The sequence below is a fragment of the Nocardioides glacieisoli genome (assembly GCF_004137245.1).
Lineage (GTDB): Bacteria > Actinomycetota > Actinomycetes > Propionibacteriales > Nocardioidaceae > Nocardioides > Nocardioides glacieisoli.
Window position 1 is genome coordinate 47,860 of record NZ_SDWS01000002.1, and the last position, 19,826, is coordinate 67,685.

At 71.4% G+C, this 19,826-nt stretch carries 21 protein-coding genes and 1 pseudogene; 17 read left to right on the forward strand and 5 right to left on the reverse strand.

The genetic code is table 11. The annotated features are described in order from the left end of the window. Positions 1-39: 39 nt before the first annotated feature. Positions 40-504, forward strand: a complete 465-nt coding sequence (locus EUA06_RS04355) for an acyl-CoA thioesterase (RefSeq protein WP_165354250.1) — start codon at positions 40-42, stop codon at positions 502-504. Between the two features lie 87 nt (positions 505-591). On the opposite strand, the gene lysS is transcribed toward EUA06_RS04355, so the two are convergent. Further along, positions 592-2,304 carry a lysine--tRNA ligase gene (gene lysS / locus EUA06_RS04360; RefSeq protein ID WP_129473817.1) on the reverse strand — a complete coding sequence of 571 codons (1,713 nt, stop codon included), beginning with the start codon at positions 2,302-2,304 and terminating at the stop codon, positions 592-594. Positions 2,305-2,528: 224 nt separating this feature from the next. On the opposite strand from lysS, the gene EUA06_RS04365 reads away from it, so the two are divergent. Beyond that, a complete protein-coding gene (locus tag EUA06_RS04365; protein WP_129473818.1) occupies positions 2,529-3,518 on the forward strand; it encodes a helix-turn-helix transcriptional regulator in 990 nt (329 codons plus the stop codon). Here EUA06_RS04365 and EUA06_RS04370 read toward each other — a convergent pair. Then, entirely contained in the window at positions 3,513-4,427 is a 915-nt protein-coding gene (locus EUA06_RS04370; protein WP_129473819.1) for a diacylglycerol/lipid kinase family protein, read from the reverse strand. The genes EUA06_RS04365 and EUA06_RS04370 overlap by 6 nt on opposite strands. A gap of 144 nt (positions 4,428-4,571) precedes the next feature. Here EUA06_RS04370 and EUA06_RS04375 point away from each other — a divergent pair, with 144 nt between their 5' ends. From EUA06_RS04375 to purB, 5 genes and pseudogenes are all read left to right on the forward strand, one after another. Then, positions 4,572-5,858 carry an adenylosuccinate synthase gene (locus EUA06_RS04375; RefSeq protein WP_129473820.1) on the forward strand — a complete coding sequence of 429 codons (1,287 nt, stop codon included), beginning with the start codon at positions 4,572-4,574 and terminating at the stop codon, positions 5,856-5,858. A gap of 19 nt (positions 5,859-5,877) precedes the next feature. Continuing rightward, positions 5,878-6,612, forward strand: a complete 735-nt coding sequence (locus EUA06_RS04380) for a YoaK family protein (RefSeq protein WP_129473821.1) — start codon at positions 5,878-5,880, stop codon at positions 6,610-6,612. Positions 6,613-6,623: 11 nt separating this feature from the next. Then, positions 6,624-7,892, forward strand: coding sequence for a phosphoribosylamine--glycine ligase (purD, locus tag EUA06_RS04385; RefSeq protein WP_129473822.1), 1,269 nt, complete (start codon positions 6,624-6,626; stop codon positions 7,890-7,892). Positions 7,893-7,920: 28 nt separating this feature from the next. Beyond that, positions 7,921-8,444 (forward strand): annotated as a pseudogene (locus EUA06_RS23440) (DUF402 domain-containing protein). Beyond that, on the forward strand, positions 8,441-9,859 hold the full coding sequence (purB, locus tag EUA06_RS04400; protein WP_129473825.1) for an adenylosuccinate lyase: 1,419 nt from the start codon (positions 8,441-8,443) through the stop codon (positions 9,857-9,859). The pseudogene EUA06_RS23440 and the gene purB overlap by 4 nt, the downstream one beginning before the upstream one ends. A gap of 149 nt (positions 9,860-10,008) precedes the next feature. Here the strand turns inward: purB and EUA06_RS04405 are convergent, their stop codons facing one another. Next, a complete protein-coding gene (locus EUA06_RS04405; RefSeq protein ID WP_129473826.1) occupies positions 10,009-11,445 on the reverse strand; it encodes an MFS transporter in 1,437 nt (478 codons plus the stop codon). 61 nt (positions 11,446-11,506) lie between these two features. Here EUA06_RS04405 and EUA06_RS04410 point away from each other — a divergent pair, with 61 nt between their 5' ends. Both EUA06_RS04410 and EUA06_RS04415 read left to right on the forward strand, forming a co-directional pair. Then, positions 11,507-11,776: an acylphosphatase gene (locus tag EUA06_RS04410; protein WP_129473827.1), complete on the forward strand. Its 270-nt coding sequence runs from the start codon at positions 11,507-11,509 to the stop codon at positions 11,774-11,776. Positions 11,777-11,809: 33 nt separating this feature from the next. After that, positions 11,810-12,688: a hypothetical protein gene (locus tag EUA06_RS04415; protein WP_129473828.1), complete on the forward strand. Its 879-nt coding sequence runs from the start codon at positions 11,810-11,812 to the stop codon at positions 12,686-12,688. Here EUA06_RS04415 and EUA06_RS04420 read toward each other — a convergent pair. After that, on the reverse strand, positions 12,672-13,655 hold the full coding sequence (locus tag EUA06_RS04420; RefSeq protein ID WP_129473829.1) for a sulfotransferase family protein: 984 nt from the start codon (positions 13,653-13,655) through the stop codon (positions 12,672-12,674). The two genes, EUA06_RS04415 and EUA06_RS04420, sit on opposite strands and share 17 nt — an antisense overlap. 139 nt (positions 13,656-13,794) lie before the next feature. Between EUA06_RS04420 and EUA06_RS04425 the strand changes: the two genes are divergently transcribed. The 5 genes from EUA06_RS04425 to EUA06_RS04445 are packed head-to-tail and all read left to right on the forward strand — an operon-like array spanning position 13,795 to position 17,487. Then, entirely contained in the window at positions 13,795-14,346 is a 552-nt protein-coding gene (locus EUA06_RS04425) for an antibiotic biosynthesis monooxygenase (protein ID WP_129473830.1), read from the forward strand. 42 nt (positions 14,347-14,388) lie between these two features. Then, positions 14,389-15,270, forward strand: a complete 882-nt coding sequence (locus EUA06_RS04430; protein ID WP_129474374.1) for a phosphoribosylaminoimidazolesuccinocarboxamide synthase — start codon at positions 14,389-14,391, stop codon at positions 15,268-15,270. Between the two features lie 11 nt (positions 15,271-15,281). Further along, on the forward strand, positions 15,282-15,707 hold the full coding sequence (locus EUA06_RS22300) for an SRPBCC family protein (protein ID WP_277985660.1): 426 nt from the start codon (positions 15,282-15,284) through the stop codon (positions 15,705-15,707). A gap of 32 nt (positions 15,708-15,739) precedes the next feature. After that, complete coding sequence (locus tag EUA06_RS04440; RefSeq protein WP_129473832.1) at positions 15,740-17,302, forward strand: long-chain-fatty-acid--CoA ligase; 1,563 nt, start codon at positions 15,740-15,742, stop codon at positions 17,300-17,302. Next, entirely contained in the window at positions 17,302-17,487 is a 186-nt protein-coding gene (locus EUA06_RS04445; RefSeq protein ID WP_129473833.1) for a hypothetical protein, read from the forward strand. The genes EUA06_RS04440 and EUA06_RS04445 overlap by 1 nt, the downstream gene beginning before the upstream one ends. Before the next feature lie 10 nt (positions 17,488-17,497). Here EUA06_RS04445 and EUA06_RS04450 read toward each other — a convergent pair whose 3' ends face one another. Continuing rightward, a complete protein-coding gene (locus tag EUA06_RS04450) occupies positions 17,498-18,325 on the reverse strand; it encodes a DUF72 domain-containing protein (RefSeq protein WP_129473834.1) in 828 nt (275 codons plus the stop codon). Positions 18,326-18,456: 131 nt separating this feature from the next. On the opposite strand from EUA06_RS04450, the gene purS reads away from it, so the two are divergent. The 3 genes from purS to EUA06_RS04465 are packed head-to-tail and all read left to right on the forward strand — an operon-like array spanning position 18,457 to position 19,822. After that, positions 18,457-18,711 (forward strand): phosphoribosylformylglycinamidine synthase subunit PurS, encoded by a 255-nt coding sequence (gene purS / locus EUA06_RS04455; protein WP_129473835.1) that lies wholly within the window; start codon positions 18,457-18,459, stop codon positions 18,709-18,711. Next, on the forward strand, positions 18,708-19,376 hold the full coding sequence (gene purQ / locus EUA06_RS04460) for a phosphoribosylformylglycinamidine synthase subunit PurQ (protein ID WP_129473836.1): 669 nt from the start codon (positions 18,708-18,710) through the stop codon (positions 19,374-19,376). Before purS ends, purQ begins: the two co-directional genes overlap by 4 nt. Next, positions 19,373-19,822, forward strand: a complete 450-nt coding sequence (locus tag EUA06_RS04465; RefSeq protein WP_129473837.1) for a DUF3817 domain-containing protein — start codon at positions 19,373-19,375, stop codon at positions 19,820-19,822. The genes purQ and EUA06_RS04465 overlap by 4 nt, the downstream gene beginning before the upstream one ends. Positions 19,823-19,826: the final 4 nt, after the last annotated feature.

Genomic DNA, 19,826 nt, shown 5'->3' on the forward strand with positions numbered 1-19,826 from the left:
CCAACCCTAGGTCCGGACGCCGTCGGGGAGACTGGCGCCATGGGCGAGACCTTCACGACCGAGATCCAGGCCCGCTACCGCGACATCAACCTCGCCGGCCACGTCGACAACGTCGAGGCCGTGCGGGTGCTCGACGAGGCGCGCTACGAGTTCCTGCGGTTCGCCCGGCTGCCCGGCCTCCCGGAGGGTGCGACCGGGCTGCTGCACGGCGTCGACGCCGGGGTGTCCGAGCTGGTCGCCTCGCAGAACATCGAGTACCACTCCGAGATGAGGTTCGTCCCCTACCAGCCGTTCGTCGCCGCGCTCTGGGTGTCGCGGATCGGCCGGTCGTCCTTCACCGTGTCCGCCGAGCTGCGGGTGGAGGCGGGCGGCGGGCCGGCCGCGGTCTGGGAGTGCGTCAACGTCCTCTGGGACCACCACGCGCAGTCGGCCTGGACGATCAGCGATGCCGTACGCGCCGATCTCGAGCGCTACCTGGGCGATCCGGTGGCCTTCCGCCGCTGAGGCTCGCACTCGGGAAGGCAGTTCGCGGGTCGTCGGCGCACGCTCACGCTGGCGCCCCGACGTGCAGCGGCGAACTGCCTACATTGGTCAGGCGCCGAGGAGCCGGCGCACCTTCTCCGGGCCGAGGGCGAGCACCAGGGTCGGCAGGCGCGGGCCACGGTCGGCGCTGACCAGCAGGTGGTAGAGCAGCCGGAAGAAGTCCTTCTGGTCGGCCTTCACCTGGTCGGTCGGGGCGTCCTCGAAGCCGAGGCCGCGGGCGACCTTGGGCACGCCGTAGACGACGGACGTCACCGCGTCGAGGTCGGGCTCGGACGGCAGCCGGTCGAGGAAGATCCGCAGCCACAGCTCCTCGTCCTCCGACAGCGCGGCAAGCCGGTCGGTGTCGGGCGACTCCCGCACGGTGGTCCGCTCGGACGCGGGGACGTGCTCGGCCGTCCACTGCATCGCCTTGGACAGCCGCGGCTCGAGGTCGGCCGTCGAGTCGAGCGGGTAGCCCGAGGACTCGACGATGCGCGAGATGTGCTCGGCGGAGCCGGCGGTCACGTCGGCGACCGACGACAGCAGCCGGAAGGGGACGGGCACCTCGGGTGACGGGAGGCGACCGGCCGCGGTCTCGGCCGCGCGGTGCCAGGCCAGGGTCGCGACGTCGGACTTCTCCGGGTCGGATGCCTTGCGGGCCAGCGCGTCCCACTCGTCGTACAGCCGCACCACGGAGGGACCGAAGTCGATGTCGAAGGCCTGGGTGGGCGCACGGCGGACGTAGAGCCAGCGCAGCATCGGTGACTCCAGGATGCGCAGGGCGTCGGTCGCGGTCGGCACGCCGCCGGCCGACGACGACATCTTCTGCACGCCCGCGAAGCCGACGAAGGCGTAGATCACCCGGGCGGGAGCGCGCCAGTCGAAGATCGACTTCACGACCTCGGTGCCGACCGTGTAGGACGAGCCCGGCGTCATGTGGTCGCGACCGGCCGGCTCGAAGTTCACCTTCTCGAAGGCCCACCGCATGGGCCAGTCGACCTTCCAGACGAGCTTGCCGTCGGTGTCGGTCGACAGGTCGGTCGTGCCCTCGAAGCCGCAGGAGGAGCAGGTGTAGCTGAGTGTCGTGGTGGCCTCGTCGTACGCCGTGGTGGTGACGGTGTCGCGCCCGCACTGGCGGCAGAAGGGGCGGTAGGGGAAGCGGGCGATCGCGTCGGAGGAGTCGGCGCCGGCGTCGTCGTCCTCGTTGGCGACGGAGTCGGCCAGGTCGGCGGCCTCCTGCTCCGACGCGTCGTCGGTGGGGGCGACCTTCTTGGTGCGGTGCTGGGCGAGCACCGCCTCGATGTCGTCGCGGCGCGACACGGCCAGCAGGACCTGCTCGCGGTAGGCGCCGGAGGTGTACATCTCCGTCTGGGAGACCTCCTCCATCTCGACGCCGAGCTCGCGGAGCGACTCCTGCAGCGGCGCCTTGAAGTGCGCGGCCCAGGAGTCGTGGCACTCCCACGGGTCGGGCACGGCGGTGAGCGGACGGCCGATGTGCTCGGCCCACTCGGCAGGCACGCCGGCCGGGACCTTGCGGAACCGGTCGAAGTCGTCCCACGAGTGCAGGTGGCGCACCGGCACGCCGCGGCGACGCAGTTCCTCGGCGACGAAGTGCGGGGTGATGAACTCGCGCAGGTTGCCGAGGTGGATCGGACCGCTGGGCGAGGCCCCCGATGCGACGGTGACCAGGTTGCCCTCGCCTGCGTGGCGTACGGCGTCGTCCGCCGCGCGCGTCACCCAGTCGACCGGGTCGCCCTTGCTCTTCTGTCCGCCTCGTGCCATGCGGACAAGGCTATCGGTGGCAGCCGGGCGTGGTTCCCGGGGCCGCACGACGTGGGCGCCGGAACGAGGAGGGCGTCGGAGCCGTCCCCCGCGGCGGCTCCGACGCTGTGCTCCGTCGGAGCGAAGCGAGCCGTACACCCCCGCGCCCGGCTCGCGTGGTCAGTATGGGCTGGCCGTTCCGTGCCACGCGGATCAAAAGTGCCGCTGGCACTAAACTGCCACGCATGGCTGGCGACCCGTCCTCGGTGCTGTCCGCGCTCGGGCTGGACCGACGCGCGGAACAGCTCTACTTCCAGCTCGTGCCAGTGTCTGGCCACACCGTCGTCGGGGTGGCCCAGCTGGTGCAGACGCAGCCCGACCAGCTGCTGCGTGTGGTGGCACCGCTGGTCGATCGCGGCCTCGTGGTCGTCGACGACGAGCGGCTCGTCGTCCCCCCGCTGGCCGAGGTGCTCTCGGACCTCGTGCTGCGGGAGGCCCGACTGGCCGCTGCGTCCGCGACCAAGCTGGCCGAGCTCTCGTCGGCGGTGCCGCACCTGGTCGCGGCCGCCACGCGTCCCGATCGGGGCGACGTCACCGACGTGCGCCCCCTGGACGGGGAGCTCAGCTCTGGTGGCAACCCCGTGGAGCTCCTCCAGCTGATGCTGCGAACCAGCAGGGGAGACATGCTCTGGCTGCGGCCCGACGCCTGGGCCATGCCTCGCGAGTCCCGCGTGAGCGAGCTGCTCGCCGAGGCGATGGCGACCGGGCGTCGTTCGCGCGCCATCTACCCGGTCAGGGCGGTCACCGAGGCACCGGAAGCCCTGCGCACGCGCGCCCGCCTCGGCGAGCAGGTGCGGGTGATCTCCGAGGTGCCGACGCGGATGTTCATCCTCGGCGACTCCCACGCGGTGCTGCCCGAGCCGCTCGGCTTCGCCGACGAGCCGCGCGTGCACATCCGCCAACGCTCGATCGTCGCCGCGCTGACCTTGGGGTTCGAGCTGCTGTGGTCCCGCGCCATGCCTGTCCCGGACATCGAGGCCGGCAAGGGCCACCACGACGGGCGGCGGTTCATCCTCGAGCAGCTGATGGCCGGTGCCACCGACGAGGTGATCGCACGCAACCTCGGGATCGGGCTGCGGACGGTGCGGCGGCGCATTGCCGAGCTGATGAGCGATCTCGGGGTGGACACGCGGTTCCAGGCCGGGGTGGAGGCAGCCCGGCGCGGCTGGCTATGAGGGCAGGATCATGGTGTACGCCGCCGGCTCGAGGCGCCAGCTGCGGCTGCGCTCGGGCCCGGTGATCTCGCCGTCGGCCGACAGCCAGAACTCGTCGCCGCTCACCTTGACGGTCTTCCCGCGCAGCATCAGCACGTCGTCGCGGTCGTCGTGGTCGCCGCGACGCAGCTTGGCGACGTAGCCGAGCTTCGCCATCGGACGCACTGCACGGCTGATCATCACATCGAGCCGGCCGTCCTCGGTGTCGGCCTCGGGGTTGAGCTCGGTGCCGCCGCCGACGTTGCTGCCGTTGCCGATCGCGACCATCAGCACCGGCCGGTCGACGTCGTTGACGACCTTGCCGTCGACCTCGACACGCATCCGCCAGCTCGGCGGGTGGAAGGCGGAGAGCAGGGCGCCGATCGGGTAGCCGAGCTTGCCCAGGTTGACCTTCCCGACGCCCACGGCGCCGAGCCGGCTCTTCCACTTGTGACCCTTGCGGCTGGCCTGCGCCCCGACGCCGACGTGCACGTTGTTGACCACGACCGTGCCGGTCTCGTCGATGATCAGGTCGACCTTGCGCGGCTCGCCCCTGAGCACGAGACGGGCGGCGTCCTCGATCTCGAGCGGGATGTCGTTGCCGCGCGCGAAGTCGTTGCCGGTGCCCATCGGCAGGAGTGCGAGGGTCGCCCCGGCCAGCTCGTGGCGCTTGTGCAGCGCGGTGACCACGGCATGGATGCTGCCGTCGCCGCCGGCGACGACGACGGTGCGTCCGCCGGCGCGGTGCAGCACGCCGTCGAGCTCGCCGGGGTTGGACGTCTTGGCCACCTCGACCGACGCCTCGGACCGCAGGATGTCGAGGGCGGTGGCGAGGGTCTCCTCGTCGGACGTGCCGGCGTCGGCGTTGGTGATGACGAGGAGCGAGCGCACGTCCGGACACTAGCCCACGGTGTTCCGCCGTCTTTCCACCCTTGGGGGCACCGGAGGCAGGTGCGGTAGCGTGACGCCGCAAGAGCTCCGGTGCCTTGCGCCGGAGCTGTTTCTTTTCTGCCAGATGACATGAGGAGGGCTGAGATGCCCGCGATCGTCGTGCTCGGCGCCCAGTGGGGCGACGAGGGCAAGGGGAAGGCCACCGACCTGCTGGCCACCACGGATCCCATCGACTTCGTCGTCCGCACGAGCGGGGGCCACAACGCCGGCCACACCATCGTGGTCAACGGCGAGAAGTACGCCACCCACCTGCTGCCCAGCGGCATCCTGACCCCCGGCGCCACCTCGGTGATCGCCAACGGGGTCGTGGTCTCGCCCGAGGCGCTCTTCCGCGAGCTCGACGGGCTGATCGCCCGCGGCGTCGAGGTGGCCGACCTCAAGGTCAGCGCCAACGCCCACGTGATCGCCAGCTATCACGCGACCATCGACAAGGTCACCGAGCGCTTCCTCGGCAAGAACCAGATCGGCACCACGGGCCGCGGCATCGGGCCGGCCTACGCCGACAAGATCAACCGGGTCGGCGTGCGGATCGCGGACCTCTTCGACGAGAAGATCCTGCGCGAGAAGATCGACGCCGCGCTCGACGTGCGCAACCACCTGCTCACCAAGGTCTACAACCGCCGCGCGATCGAGGTCGACGCCGTCGTCGAGGAGCTGCTGGCGTACGCCGACCGGCTCCGCCCGATGGTGTGCGACACCTCGCTGCTGCTCAACCAGGCGCTCGACGCCGGCCAGACGGTGCTCTTCGAGGGCGCCCAGGCGACGATGCTCGACGTCGACCACGGCACCTATCCGTTCGTCACGTCCTCCAACCCGGTCGCCGGCGGCGTCTGCGTGGGTGCGGGCATCGGCCCGACCCGCATCGACCGGGTGGTCGGCGTGATCAAGGCGTACACGACCCGCGTCGGCTCGGGTCCGTTCCCGACCGAGCTCTTCGACGAGGACGGCGTCCAGCTCCAGCAGCTCGGCGGCGAGATCGGCGTCTCGACCGGCCGCACGCGCCGCTGCGGGTGGTACGACGCCGTCGTCGCCCGCTACGCCAGCCGGGTCAACGGCCTCACCGAGTTCTTCCTCACCAAGCTCGACATCCTCGGCTCGTGGGAGCAGATCCCGGTGTGCGTCGCCTACGAGATCGACGGCGAGCGCGTCGACGAGATGCCGATGACGCAGACCGAGTTCCACCACGCGAAGCCGGTCTACGAGTACTTCGACGGCTGGATGAGCGACATCTCCGGCTGCCGGTCCTTCGACGACCTGCCCAAGAACGCCCAGGCCTACGTGCAGGCCCTCGAGGAGATCTCCGGGGCGAAGTTCTGGGGTGTCGGTGTCGGGCCCGGACGCGAGCAGACGCTGGTGGTCCACGAGGACTGACGGTGCCGCGACCCGGTCCGTGCGCGACCACCTCCTCCGGGTCGCGGGACCGCATCGCACCCGGGCGCTGAACGCGCAGCTCGCGGGCCAGCTCGCGCTGGTCGCCGGGATCCTCAACTCGGTCGGATTCGTGGCCGTGTCGGTCTACACCTCCCACATGACCGGCATCACTGCGAGCCTCGCCGACCACGTGGTGCTCGGTGGCGCCGGGGTGGTCGGCACGGCCGGCTGTGCCCTGGCGTCGTTCGTGCTCGGCTCGATGACCTGCGCGTGGGTGTTCAACTGGGGACGCCGCCGCGGGTTGCGCGGCAGGTACGCCCTGGTCCTGGTGGTCGAGGCGGTGCTGGTCCTCTGCTTCGGCCTGGTCGCCGACGTCTCGAGGTGGTCGCACGACGACCTGCTCTTCGTCGGCGTCCTCTGTTTCACGATGGGCCTGCAGAACGCGGTGATCACCAAGATCTCCGATGCCCAGATCCGCACCACCCACGTCACCGGGATGATCACCGACATCGGCATCGAGCTGGGCAAGCTCACCTACGTGTCGCGGACGCCGGGACTGGTGCCGGTGCAGGCCGACCTGGCCAAGCTCGCGCTGCTCGTGACCCTGGTGTCCTTGTTCTTCGTCGGCGGGGTCCTTGGTGCCGCGGGCTACCTGCGGTTCGGGTTCGTCACCCTCGTGCCCGCCGCCCTCGTGCTCCTCGCAGCCGCGGGCGCGCCGGTGCTGGCCGACGTACGACACGCCTGGCGCCGATAGGCTCGCGTCCCGTGAAGACCCTCGTCATCGGCACCGGTGGCCGTGAGCACGCACTGGCCATTGCGTTGTCGCACGACCCCGGAGTGACCGAGGTGCATGCCGCTCCCGGCAACCCGGGGATCGGCGAGGTCGCCACGCTCCACGACGTCGACCCGATGGACGGTGCGGCGGTGGCCGCCCTCGCGACGTCGATCGGCGCCGACCTCGTGGTCGTCGGGCCGGAGGCGCCGCTGGTCGCCGGGATCGCCGACGTCGTCCGCGATGCCGGGATCGCCTGCTTCGGGCCCTCGCTCGCCGCGGCCCGGCTCGAGGGGTCCAAGGCGTTCGCCAAGGAGGTCATGGCCGTGGCCGGGGTGCCGACCGCCGGGTCCCGCACCTGCACCACTCCCGACGAGGTCGCGCAGGCGCTCGACGCGTTCGGTGCGCCCCACGTCGTCAAGGACGACGCCCTCGCCGCCGGCAAGGGCGTGGTGGTGACCAACGACCGTGGCGAGGCGCTCGCCCACGCTGCCGGGTGCGAGCGGGTGGTCGTCGAGGAGTTCCTCGACGGACCTGAGTTCTCGCTCTTCGTGGTCTGCGACGGCACCATCGGCCGGCCGCTCCTGCCGGCCCAGGACTTCAAGCGGATCTTCGACGGCGGCCGCGGACCGAACACCGGCGGCATGGGGTCCTACGCGCCGCTCGAGTGGCTGCCCAGCGACATGGTGCAGGCCGTGATGGCCAAGGTCGTCGACCCGACCCTGGCCGAGATGCGCCGCCGCGAGGCGCCGTTCGTCGGCTGCCTCTACGTCGGTCTCGCCCTGACCTCGGCCGGCCCCAAGGTCATCGAGTTCAACGTCCGCTTCGGCGATCCCGACATCCAGCCCGTCCTGGCGCTGCTCGACTCGCCGCTCGGCGCGCTGCTCGCCGCGGCTGCCGTCGGCAACCTGGCCGACGTCCCGGAGCCGGAGTTCGCCGACGGAGCCGCTGTGTCGGTGGTGATGGCCAGCGCGGGCTACCCCGAGGGCTCGTCGACGGGCGACGTCGTCGTGGGCACCGAGACCCTCGCGGTCGAGACCGACGTGGACGTGATCCACGCCGGCACCGCCCGCACCGAGACTGGTTTGGTCACCGCCGGCGGCCGCGTGCTCGCCGTGCGCGCGACCGGCACCGACGTCGCCGACGCCCGCGCGAAGGCGTACGAAGGCATCTCGTCGATCAGCTTCCCGGGCGCCCAGTGGCGTCGCGACATCGCCGCCGAGCCGCTCGGCGTCGTCGAGGGAGCGGCATCGCGTGGCTGATGCGTTCGTTCCGGGCACGGACCTGGTGATGCGCGAGGTGCTGCACGACGCCCTGTGGGCCCACTGGCCCGAGCGCGTCGTGGCGGACGTCGGCCCCGACGGCGTCCTTGCCACCTTCCAGCCCAGCGGCACGCCCCTATCGTTCCCGCCGCACCCGACACCGCACCCGTGGGGCCACCTCGACGCGTGGCAGGGGACGTCGGTGCTCAAGCTCCGCCGCACCGGTGACTGGTACGCCGTGTGGAAGTTCTTCGACGCCGACGGCGCCCACCTGTCGTGGTACGTCAACTTCGAGACGCCCTACGTCCGCCAGCCCGACGGCATGACGTCAACGACCTCCAGCTCGACATCGTGATCCCAGCGGGCGAGCCGTGGCGCTGGAAGGACGTGCAGGACCTCGCGCCGTCGCTGGCCGCGGGTCGCATCACCCAGGACGAGGTGTTCGCCGTCCTGACCGCAGGTGCGGAGGTCGCCGCGCTGCTCGACGCCGATGACCGCTGGTGGGCGCCGTGGGACGACTGGACGCCCGCGGATGGGACAATCGGGGCGTGAGCGTCCCCAACGTCCTGGCCACCCGCTACGCCGGCGCCGACCTCGCCGAGATCTGGTCGCCCGAGCACAAGATCGTCCTCGAGCGCCAGCTCTGGGTCGCGGTGCTGAAGGCCCAGCGCGACCTCGGCATCGACGTCCCCGACGGCGTCGTCGAGGCCTACGAGTCGGTCATCGACAAGGTCGACCTCGACTCCATCGCCGCCCGGGAGCGCATCACCCGCCACGACGTGAAGGCCCGCATCGAGGAGTTCTCTGCCCTCGCCGGGCACGAGCACATCCACAAGGGGATGACCTCGCGTGACCTGACCGAGAACGTCGAGCAGCTGCAGGTACGCCGCTCGCTCGAGGTCGTGCGCGACCGCGCCGTCGCCGCCCTCGTCCGGCTCGGCCGGCTGGCCGCCGAGCACGAGGCCACCGTGATGGCGGGCCGCTCGCACAACGTCGCTGCCCAGGCGACCACCCTCGGCAAGCGCTTCGCGACCGTCGCCGACGAGATGCTGATCGGCGTCCAGCGGGTCGAGGAGCTGCTCGCGCGCTACCCGCTGCGCGGGATCAAGGGGCCGATGGGCACCTCGCAGGACATGCTCGACCTGCTCGACGGTGACGCCGACAAGCTCGACGACCTCGAGCAGCGCGTGGCCGCCCACCTCGGCTTCGAGCAGACGCTCACAAGCGTGGGCCAGGTCTACCCGCGCTCGCTCGACTTCGACGTGGTCGCCGCGCTCGTGCAGCTGGTGAGCGGCCCGTCCAATCTCGCGACGACGGTCCGGCTGATGGCCGGGCACGAGCTGGTCACCGAGGGCTTCAAGGAGGGGCAGGTCGGTTCGTCGGCCATGCCGCACAAGATGAACACCCGCTCCTGCGAGCGGGTCAACGGCCTCGCGGTCATCCTGCGCGGCCACCTGTCCATGGTCAGCGAGCTCGCCGGCGACCAGTGGAACGAGGGCGACGTGTCCTGCTCGGTCGTGCGCCGGGTCGCGCTGCCGGACGCCTTCTTCGCCACCGACGGCCTCTTCCAGACCTTCCTCACCGTGCTCGACGAGTTCGGCGCCTTCCCGGCCGTGATCCAGCGCGAGCTGGACCGCTACCTGCCCTTCCTCACCACCACCAAGGTGCTGATGGCCGCGGTCCGCAACGGCGTCGGCCGCGAGGCCGCCCACGAGGCGATCAAGGAGGCCGCCGTCGGCACCGCCCTCGCGATGCGCGCAGGCCAGGTCGACAACGACGTCTTCGCCAAGCTCGCCGCCGACGCCCGCCTCGGCCTCACCCGTGAGCAGATCGAGGCGCTCGTCGCCGACCCGATCGAGTTCACCGGCGCTGCCGTCGCCCAGACCCGCGCGGTCGTCGCCCGGGTCGAGGCGCTCGCGGCGCGTCACCCCGAGGCAGCGGCGTACGTCCCGGGCGCGATCCTCTAGCTGGGGCCGTCTTGCCAACCGACGAGTTGGCGCGCCAACCGGTGAGTTGGCGACTTGGGCGGGGTGTGGTGGCCGATCCGGGCACCCAACTCGCCAACCGGTGAGTTGGCGCGCCAACCGATGAGTTGGCGACTTGGGCGCGATCGCCTCTAGTCCCCGAGCCGCCAGGACCGTACGGCGGCGGCGAAGGCGACCGCGAGCACGACGAGCGCCGCGAGCAGGGCCGTGCGCGCCGCGACGGGCGCGGACGTGCTCGCGTCGACGGCCTGGTAGACGGTCATCAGCAGGGCCGCGCCGAGCGCTGACCCGATGCGCTGACCGGTCTGGAGGGCCCCGCCGGCAGCGCCACCCATCTGGGGCGGCACCTCGGCCAGCGACAGGGTGAAGTTCGGCGAGATGACCCCGCCGCCGCCCACGCCTGCGAGGAACATCGCCGGCGCGAGGGTCCACCAGAGCCGGTCGGTCGGCTGCGTCACCAGCAGCGCCGCGAGCGCGGTGCCGGTCATCATCACCGAGAGCGCCGCCAGCGTGACCTTGCGGCCGAGCCGCCCGACCAGCCTGCCGGCGAGCGGCGAGGTGGTGGCCGCGCCGAAGGCGAAGGGCGTCATCAGCAGCGCCGCCTGCAGCGGCGAGAACCCCTCGCCCTCCTGCAGGTGCACCGACAGCACGAGGAAGATCCCGGTGAAGCCGGTGAAGTAGAGGGTGCCGACCAGCAGCCCGTTGGCGTAGCCGGGCAGTCCGCGCAGCAGCGAGACGTCGAGCAGCGGCGGGTGGCCGCGACTTACCGTCCGCACCTCCCACCGCACGAAGGCCCACGCCAGCGGCGGGAAGGCGAGCAGCAGCACCAGTGGCAGTCCGGCGCCGCCCTCCAGGCTGATCAGCGGGTAGAGCACCGCCAGCACCGCGAGACCGAGCAGCAGCGCGCCCGGCAGGTCGACCCGCGGGTCCTTCTCCGCGGCGCCGCCGGCGTCGTTGTCGGGCACCATCCGCCGGATCAGCACGAGGGCGACGAGGCCGATCGGGACGTTGATGAGGAAGAGCGAGCGCCAGCCGTTCTCCTCGCCGAGCAACCCGATCAGCAGCCCACCGATCAGCGGGCCGGCCGCTGAGGCGACCGCGACCGTGAAGCCGAACATCCCGAAGGCGCGACCCCGCTCCTCGCCGCGGAAGAGCTGCTGGATCAGGCCGGAGTTCTGCGGCGTCAGCAACCCGGCGCTCGCGCCCTGCACGAGCCGCGCGACGACGATGGCGGCCGCGTTGGGCGCGAGCCCGACGGCCAGGCTCGAGACGACGAAGCCGGTCAGCCCGATCGTCATCAGCCGGCGTCGACCGTGCGCGTCACCGAGCCGCCCGCCGGCGACCAGCGTCATGCCGAACGCCAGCGCGTAGCCCGACACCACCCACTGGATGGTCGCCGCGCTGGTGCCCAGGCCCGCGCGGATCGACGGGACCGCGACGTTGACGATCGTGACGTCCAGCAGAGACATGAAGCCGACGACGAGCGACACGGCCAGCACGCGCCAGCGGCGTGGATCGGGTTCGTACGCCGCTTCGTCGCTCGCGTGCGTCTCCTCGCTCTGCGTCATCCCTTCCAGCCTTGCACCCGCAGCCGTGCGCCGGCCTCGCCCGTCGGGGCATGATCGGCACATGAAGGCTGTCCAGGCGCGGGTGACCGGACGGGTCCAGGGTGTCTCGTTCCGGTGGTACACCCAGGAGCAGGCGCGGGGGCTGGGTGTGACCGGCTGGGTGCGCAACGAGCCCGACGGCTCGGTGCTCGTCCACGCCGAGGGCGAGGACGACGCAGTCGACGCCCTCGTCGCCTGGTGCCGAACCGGGCCGTCGATGGCGCGTGTCACCGACGTGGCGGTGCGGGACGCAGAGGGGAGCGGCGCGACGTCGTTCGAGACGCAGTACTGATTGTGAAGTGATCCAGTCGACTATTATGGCTTCATGACGACGGCCACCGCAGCCCCGCCCACCTACGACGACGTGCAGGTCGTGGTGCCCGCACCCGGGCCCGGTGCCGGCAACTGGGCGGGGGCCGCGAGCGCGGTGCTGGTCGACGACGTCTTCTGGCTCACCTGGCGCGTACGCCGTCCGCTGACGGACGGCCGCGGCGTATCGGTCGTCGTTGCGAGGTCCGACGACGGCCTCACCTTCGAGCCCGTCACCGAGGTGGCGCGCGAGGCGTTCGGTGCCGAGTCCTTCGAGCGCCCCGTCCTGGTGCCGCTGCGCGAGGGCGGCTGGCGGCTCTACCTCTCGTGCGCCACCCCCGACTCCAAGCACTGGTGGGTCGACAGCCTGACCGCCGACACGGTCGAGGGCCTGCCCGACGGCGTACGACGTCGCGTGCACGAGGGCGACGCCGCGACCGCGGTGAAGGACCCGGTGATCACGGTCGGCGACGACGGCTACGAGATGTGGCTGTGCTGCCACCCGCTCGACGAGCCCGGCCACGAGGACCGGATGACCACCCGGCGGCTCACCAGCGCCGACGGGCTCGACTGGACCGACCAGGGCGAGGTGCTCGCCGGGCGCGACGGCCACTGGGACGCCCGCGGTGCCCGCGTGAGCGCCGTGCTGCCCGACGGCTCGGTGCTCTACGACGGTCGCCCCGATGCGGAGTCCAACTGGTTCGAGACGACCGGGGTGGCGACGTGGGACGGCACCGCGCTGACGCGGCTCGACCAGCCGCCGATCAGCTCGCCTCACTCCGACGGCGCCTTCCGCTACGCGACCGCCGTGCCGCTGCCCGACGGGCGCGTCCGCTACTACGTCGAGGCCGCGCGCGACGACGGCGCGCACGACTTGGTCACCTGCGTGCGCTGAGCCTCGTGACTGTCGCTCGCTCGTCGAAGGACCCGCGGTCCGCCGGCGAGAGCCAGTCGCTGAAGTCCTGCCCCGTCAGCTCGCCGAGCAGCGCGATGTCGTCGACGTACGACTCCAGCAGGCGCTGGCGGCGCATCGTGTCCAGGCGGGGGCGGTGGGCTGACCTGCTGTCGCCGAGCAGCGCGATCGACAGCGGGTGGATGCTGCGCCAGACCTCGGGCGGTGCGAACTGGCCGAGCCGCGCGCCCGCGCGGACGACGGGCCCGAAGACGTTCGCGCGCAGGCCGGGGGCAACGAACCCGCGAGCGTTGTCGCGCGGGATGGAGTCGACGAGGCCCTCGCGGATGCCGAGGAACCGGCTGACCCGGTCGACGGTCCGCCCCGGCTCGTCGATGAGGTCGCGGTAGCGGACGACCAGGATCCGCTCCGGGTCGACGTAGGCATGGAGGTGCCGGAGCTGCTCGCCGTAGCGGCCGAGCTCGCGGTAGCGCCAGAACGGCGCCCAGCCGGCGCGGACCCGCTCGTCCTCGCGCTCGAAGGCGGTGACGAAGTCCGACTCGGGCTCGAGGCCGTCGGACCAGAGGTGCATCCAGTTGCTGTACGCCCGGTCGACCGGGTCGCGCACGACGGCCACCAGCTTCACGTCCGGCAGCGCCTCGGCGATGCGGCGGTGGGCACCCGGGCTCCAGAGGTAGAACGGCGTGCTCTCCCCGCGCAGCTGGTGCTCACCCGCCGGCTCGAAGAGCGGGAAGTAGTGGTCGGCCCGCCAGATCCACTCCTGCTGGGAGTGCTTGTCACCGGGTCCGCCCCAGGCCGGCGGGGGAGCCTGGTCGCACAGGAAGTACTTCGGCTCCTTGGGGTCGGAGACGAAGACGTCCGGGTGCTGCGCCAGTGCCGCGTGCAGCGCCGTGGTGCCGGCCTTGGGTGCGCCGATCACCAGGAAGTCCGGTCGCGGTGCTCGGGTCATGCGTCCCTCCCGGGGAAGTAATGTCTATCGACTCACTCGACAATACCGGGTCACTGCGGAGAGCTGAAGGGGCGGACGTGGCCGGGATCTCGTCACCGTCGGCTTCCCGCACGCCCACCGTCCGCTCGACACTGGGGGGATGAGCGCCCCTGTCACCGTGTCCGTCACGCGCCACGTCGATCCGTCGCACACCACGCAGATGCTGGCCTGGATGCAGGCAGGGACGTCGATGGCCGAGAAGTTCGACGGCTTCCTCGGATCGGGCTGGGTGCGGCCGAGCGCGGACTCGGCCGACTGGCACATGCTCTACCGCTTCGCGGACGCCGACTCGCTCGCCGCCTGGGAGGCCAGCCCGCAGCGCGCGTGGTGGCTCGAGGCCGCCCAGGGCAGTGTCGAGGAGAAGAGGCGCGAACGGCGTACGGGCATCGAGGGCTGGTTCGACGAGCCGGCCTCGGTCGAGTCCCTCAGCGCTGCGCCGACGGCACCGCCGCGGTGGAAGCAGATGATCGTGATCTTCATGGGCTTCTTCCCGCTCAGCCTCGCGGTCAACGTCGCCGTCGCCCACACCGCGTTGGCGGACTGGCCGCTCGTGCTCCGCGTCTTCACCACGATCCTGGTGATGACCCCGCTGATGACCTACCTCGTGCTCCCGTGGCTGACCCGACGCATGTCGTGGTGGTTGCACCGCTGAGCCGTGCGGGATCGTGACTAGGCTGGCCACGTGGCCGACATCATGATCCCCGCGGCACCCGACATCGAGGGCACCACCCACGTCCACTCCGGCAAGGTCCGTGACCTCTACCGGATCGACTCGGGCGAGCACGAGGGCCGGCTGCTGATGGTCGCGAGCGACCGCATCTCGGCCTACGACTTCGTCCTCGACAGCACCATCCCCGACAAGGGCGAGATCCTCACCCGGATGTCGCTGTGGTGGTTCGACCAGCTCTCCGGGCTCATCGGCAACCACGTCGTGTCGACCGACGTGCCCGCCTCGGTGGCCGGCCGGGCGGTGGTCTGCGAACGGCTCGACATGTTCCCGGTCGAGTGCGTGGCCCGCGGCTACCTCACCGGTTCGGGTCTGCTCGACTACCACCGCGACGGCCAGGTCTGCGGCATCGCCCTGCCGGCCGGTCTGCAGGACGGCAGCCGGCTGCCCGAGGCGATCTTCACCCCCGCCACGAAGGCCGACCTCGGCGACCACGACGAGAACGTCGACTACGAGGCCGTCTGCGAGGCCGTCGGCGACGACGCCGCCGCGGAGCTGCGGATGCTGACCATGGAGGTCTATGGCAAGGCACACGACCTCGCCCGCGAGCGCGGCATCATCGTGGCCGACACCAAGCTCGAGTTCGGCCGCCGCCCGGACGGGACCACGGTCCTCGCCGACGAGGTGCTCACCCCCGACTCGAGCCGCTTCTGGCCGGCCGACGAGTGGCAGCCGGGTCGCACCCAGTCGTCGTACGACAAGCAGATCGTGCGCGACTGGCTGACCGGGGAGTCCGGCTGGGACCGCTTCTCGGGCGAGGCGCCGCCCCCGCTGCCCGACGCCGTCGTCGAGCGGACCCGCTCGAGGTACGTCGAGGCCTACGAGCTGCTGACGGGGGAGACGTTCTGACCTCGCGACCGATCGACGCCACGGTCGAGCTGCCGGTGAGTGCCGAGGCCGCCTTCCGCTACCTCTCCGACCCCCGCAAGCGGCCGGAGTGGCAGTCGTCGCTGCTCTCGGTGGCGGTGCCGCCCGACGAGGAGCCGCACCTCGGCCAGACGTGGAGCGAGACCACCGCAGTCGGCGTACGACCTCACCTCGAGACCACGGTGTTCGAGCCGTTCCGCGCCTGGGCCGAGACCGGCCACTGGCGTGGGGTGACCGCCACCCTGGCGCTGCACTTCACCGACGTCCCCGGCGGGTGCCGCGTGCGGGCGACCGGGGAGGTCAGCGGACAGGGCGCCTGGGCCGTCCCGGCGGGAGCGGCCGGGCTGCTGGCGTCGAAGGCGATCGCGGTCGACCTGCGCAAGGCGGGCCGCATCCTCGCCTCGCGGACGAGCCGGTGACGGCGCTCACATGCCCTGAGTAGGTTGGCGCCATGTCGAATCTCTCCTCGCTGCTCGAGCGTTCCGCACAGGCCCACCCGGACCGTACGGCGGTGGTGCTGGGTGACACCCGCCTCACCTACGCCCAGGTCGACGCCGCCTCCAGCCAGGTGGCGAACCTGCTGGTCTCGCGCGGCATCGAGCCCGGCGACAAGGTGGCGCTGAGCTGCCCGAACCTGCCCTACTTCCCGATCGTCTACTACGGGATCCTCAAGGCCGGGGCGACGGTCGTGCCGCTCAACGTGCTCCTCAAGGGACGCGAGGTGGCCTATCACCTCGACGACTCGGACGCGAAGGCGTACTTCTGCTTCCAGGGCACCCCTGAGCTGCCGATCGGCGCGGAGGGCCACGCCGGCTTCGAGCAGACCGACTCGTGCGACCACTTCTTCGTGATCACCGCCGATCCCGCGGCTGAGTCGCCGATCGAGGGCACCACCACGCTGGGCCAGGCGCTGCAGGGGCAGTCGCCGCAGTTCGACTCCGTCGAGGTGGACGACGACGACACCGCCGTCATCCTCTACACCTCCGGCACCACCGGCCAGCCCAAGGGCGCCGAGCTGATGCACCGCAACATGATCAGCAACGCGCTCGCGAGCGAGGAGCTCTTCGGCGCCGACGCCGAGAACCCCGACACCCTGCTGTGCGTGCTGCCGCTGTTCCACTCCTTCGGCCAGACCGTGATCATGAACGCCGGATTCGCCTACGGCGGCACCGTGGTGCTGCTGCCGCGCTTCGAGGCCGGACCGGCGCTCGCGCTGATGGACTCCGAGGACGTCACGTTCTTCGCCGGCGTCCCGACGATGTACTGGGGGCTGCTCGGCGCCCTCGACGACTCCGGGGTCGAGGTGAAGAAGCTGGCGGACACCCTGCGCGTCGCCGCGGCCGGCGGGTCCGCGCTGCCGATCGAGGTGCACAAGGAGTTCGAGCGCCGCTTCGGCGTGACGATCCTCGAGGGCTACGGCCTGTCCGAGACCTCGCCGGTCGCCAGCTTCTCGGTGTGGGGCGAGCCCGCGCGCGTCGGCTCCATCGGCAAGCCCATCCCCGGCGTCGAGATGAAGCTGATCAACCCCGAGCCGGGCATCCGCGAGGACCTCGCCGACGACGCCGAGGTCGGCGAGATCGCGATCAAGGGTCCCAACATCATGAAGGGCTACTACGGCCGGCCCGACGCGACCGCCGAGGCGATCGTCGACGGCTGGTTCCGCTCCGGCGACCTCGGCCGCACGGACGACGACGGCTGGTACTACATCGTCGACCGGTCCAAGGACATGATCATCCGCGGCGGCTACAACGTGTACCCGCGCGAGATCGAGGAGGTCCTCCTCACGCACCCCGACGTCTCGCTCGCCGCCGTGATCGGTGTGCCCCACGAGAGCCACGGCGAGGAGATCAAGGCCGTCGTGATCCGCACCGACGGCGCGACCGTGACCGAGGACGAGCTGGTCGCGTGGGGCAAGGAGCAGATGGCGGGCTACAAGTACCCCCGCATCGTCGAGTTCGTCGACGCCCTCCCGATGACCGCGACCGGCAAGATCCTCAAGCGCGAGCTCAGCTGATGCGGCCGCTCCCGATCGCCCTCGGCGCGATCATGATCGTCGTCGGCGCGATCTGGACCCTCCAGGGCCTCGGCTACATCCAGGGCAGCGCCATGACCGACCAGACGCTGTGGGCCGTGCTGGGTCCGATCCTCGCCGGCTTCGGCGTCGGCCTGATCGTGGTCGCCGTCCGCCGCCGGGAGTGACGTACGCCTGCTAGTGCTGCGGGTCGATCCCCAGCCGCTCCTGCAGGGCCATCGCGTCGAAGGGGGCGCGCACCTTGGCGTCGTTGTCGAAGTAGACGTACACGTCGAGGCCAGCCGCCTCCCACTCACGCACCCTCTCGGCCCAGCGGTCGAGCGCCTCGTCGCTGTAGCCGCTCGCGTAGAGCTCCTCGTCGCCGTGCAGGCGCACGTGGACCAGGTCGCTGGTCACCTCGTCGAACATCGGCCACGTCCCCGCGGAGTCGGCGACGACCATCCCGATGTCGTGAGCGCGGAGCAGCTCGCAGAACTCCGGCGTGCGGAAGGAGTCGTGCCGCACCTCGAGGACGTGCCGCAACGGTTGATCGACGGGATTGCCGGTGTCGGCCGGCTCCCGCAGCTTGGTGGGGTCGTGGCGGGCGGCTGCGTACGCCGACGCGTCCGACGTGCGCCGGGGGAGCAGGTCGAAGAACGCGGCCAGGCGGTCGGGGTGGAACCCGAGGTGTGGCGGCAGCTGCCACAGGAGCGGGCCGAGCCGGTCACCGAGCGACAGCACGCCGGTCGCGAGGAAGGTCGCGAGCGGCGCCTCGACGTCCACGAGCTTCTTCATGTGCGTGATGTAGCGCGGGCCCTTCACGGCGAACACGAAGTCCTGGGGCACCTGGGACGCCCACGACCGCCAGCTCGACGGGCGCTGCAGGGAGTAGAACGAGCCGTTGACCTCGACAGACGTGAGACGCGCCGCCGCGTGCTCGAGCTCGCGCCGCTGGGGCAGGCCCTCCGGGTAGAAGACGCCGCGCCAGCCGGCGTACCGCCACCCCGAGATGCCCAAGCGGATCATGGTCGGACGTACCCCGATCCGGGCGGAGGCAACGCCCGCGCCTCCGGTGCTCGGACCCGACCCCGAAGTGGTGCGCGAAACTCCCTAGAATGGTGGCGCACCGTCCAGACCGGCCCAGCAGGGAGCACCCCGTGGCGCGTTACGTCGTCGATGTCATGCCCAAGCCCGAGATCCTCGACCCGCAGGGCAAGGCGGTGCTGGGCTCCCTCCCGCGCCTCGGCTTCGCCGGCGTGAGTGACGTACGCCAGGGCAAGAGATTCGAGATCGAGCTCGACGGCGAGCCGAGCGACGCCCTCCTCGAGGAGGTCCGCGCGATGGCCGAGAAGCTGCTCTCCAACCCGGTGATCGAGGACTTCGAGGTGCACGCCCCCGGAGAGCAGGCATGAAGGTCGGAGTCGTCACCTTCCCCGGCTCGCTCGACGACGGCGACGCGCGTCGCGCGGTCACCATCGGCGGCAACGAGGCCGTGGCGCTGTGGCACGGTGACGACGACCTCAAGGGCGTCGACGCGGTCGTGCTGCCGGGCGGCTTCTCCTACGGCGACTACCTCCGCTGCGGCGCGATCTCCCGCTTCGCACCCGTCATGAGCTCGGTGATCGCGGCCGCCGGCTCGGGGATGCCGGTCCTCGGCATCTGCAACGGCTTCCAGATCCTCTGCGAGTCCCACCTGCTGCCCGGCGCGCTGATCCGCAACGACCACCGCAAGTTCGTCTGCCGCGACCAGCGGCTGCGCATCGAGCGCGTCGACACCCCGTGGACGTCGTCGTACGCCGCCGGAGCCGAGGTCACGATCGTGCTGAAGAACGGCGAGGGCGGCTTCGTCGCCGACGAGCCCACCCTCGACCGGCTCGAGGGCGAGGGCCTTGTCGTCGCGCGCTACCTCGACGACAACCCCAACGGCTCGCTGCGCGACATCGCCGGCATCTCCAACGAGCGCGGCAACGTGGTCGGCCTGATGCCCCACCCCGAGCACGCGGTCGAGGACCTGACGGGTCCCGGCACCGACGGCCTCGGCTTCTTCACCTCGCTCGCCGCCCACGTCTTCGCATGAGCACCTGGACCCCGCGCAGCGTCTTCCGCGGGCTCGCGGTCACCGAGGCGATCACCTGGGCGCTGCTGCTGACGGGCATGTTCCTCAAGTACGTCACCGAGACCACCGAGCTCGGCGTCCAGGTCTTCGGGATGGTGCACGGCGTCGTGTTCATCGCCTACTGCCTCGTCACCGTCGTCGTCGCGGTCGACCAGCGGTGGTCGCTGTCTCGCCTCGCGCTCGGACTGGTCGCGGCCGTGCCGCCCTTCGCGACCCTGCTCTTCGAGAGGTACGCCGACCGGCGCGGGCTGCTCGGCGACGAGTGGCTCTCGCGCCACGACAGCCCGACGGCTCCCCAGCGCGCGGTCTGCTGGTTGCTGCGCCACCACCGGCTCGCGGCCGGCCTGCTGGTCGTCGCGGTCGCCGCGCTCACCGGTGCCGCGCTGGTCGTCGGACCGCCGGCCTGACGGG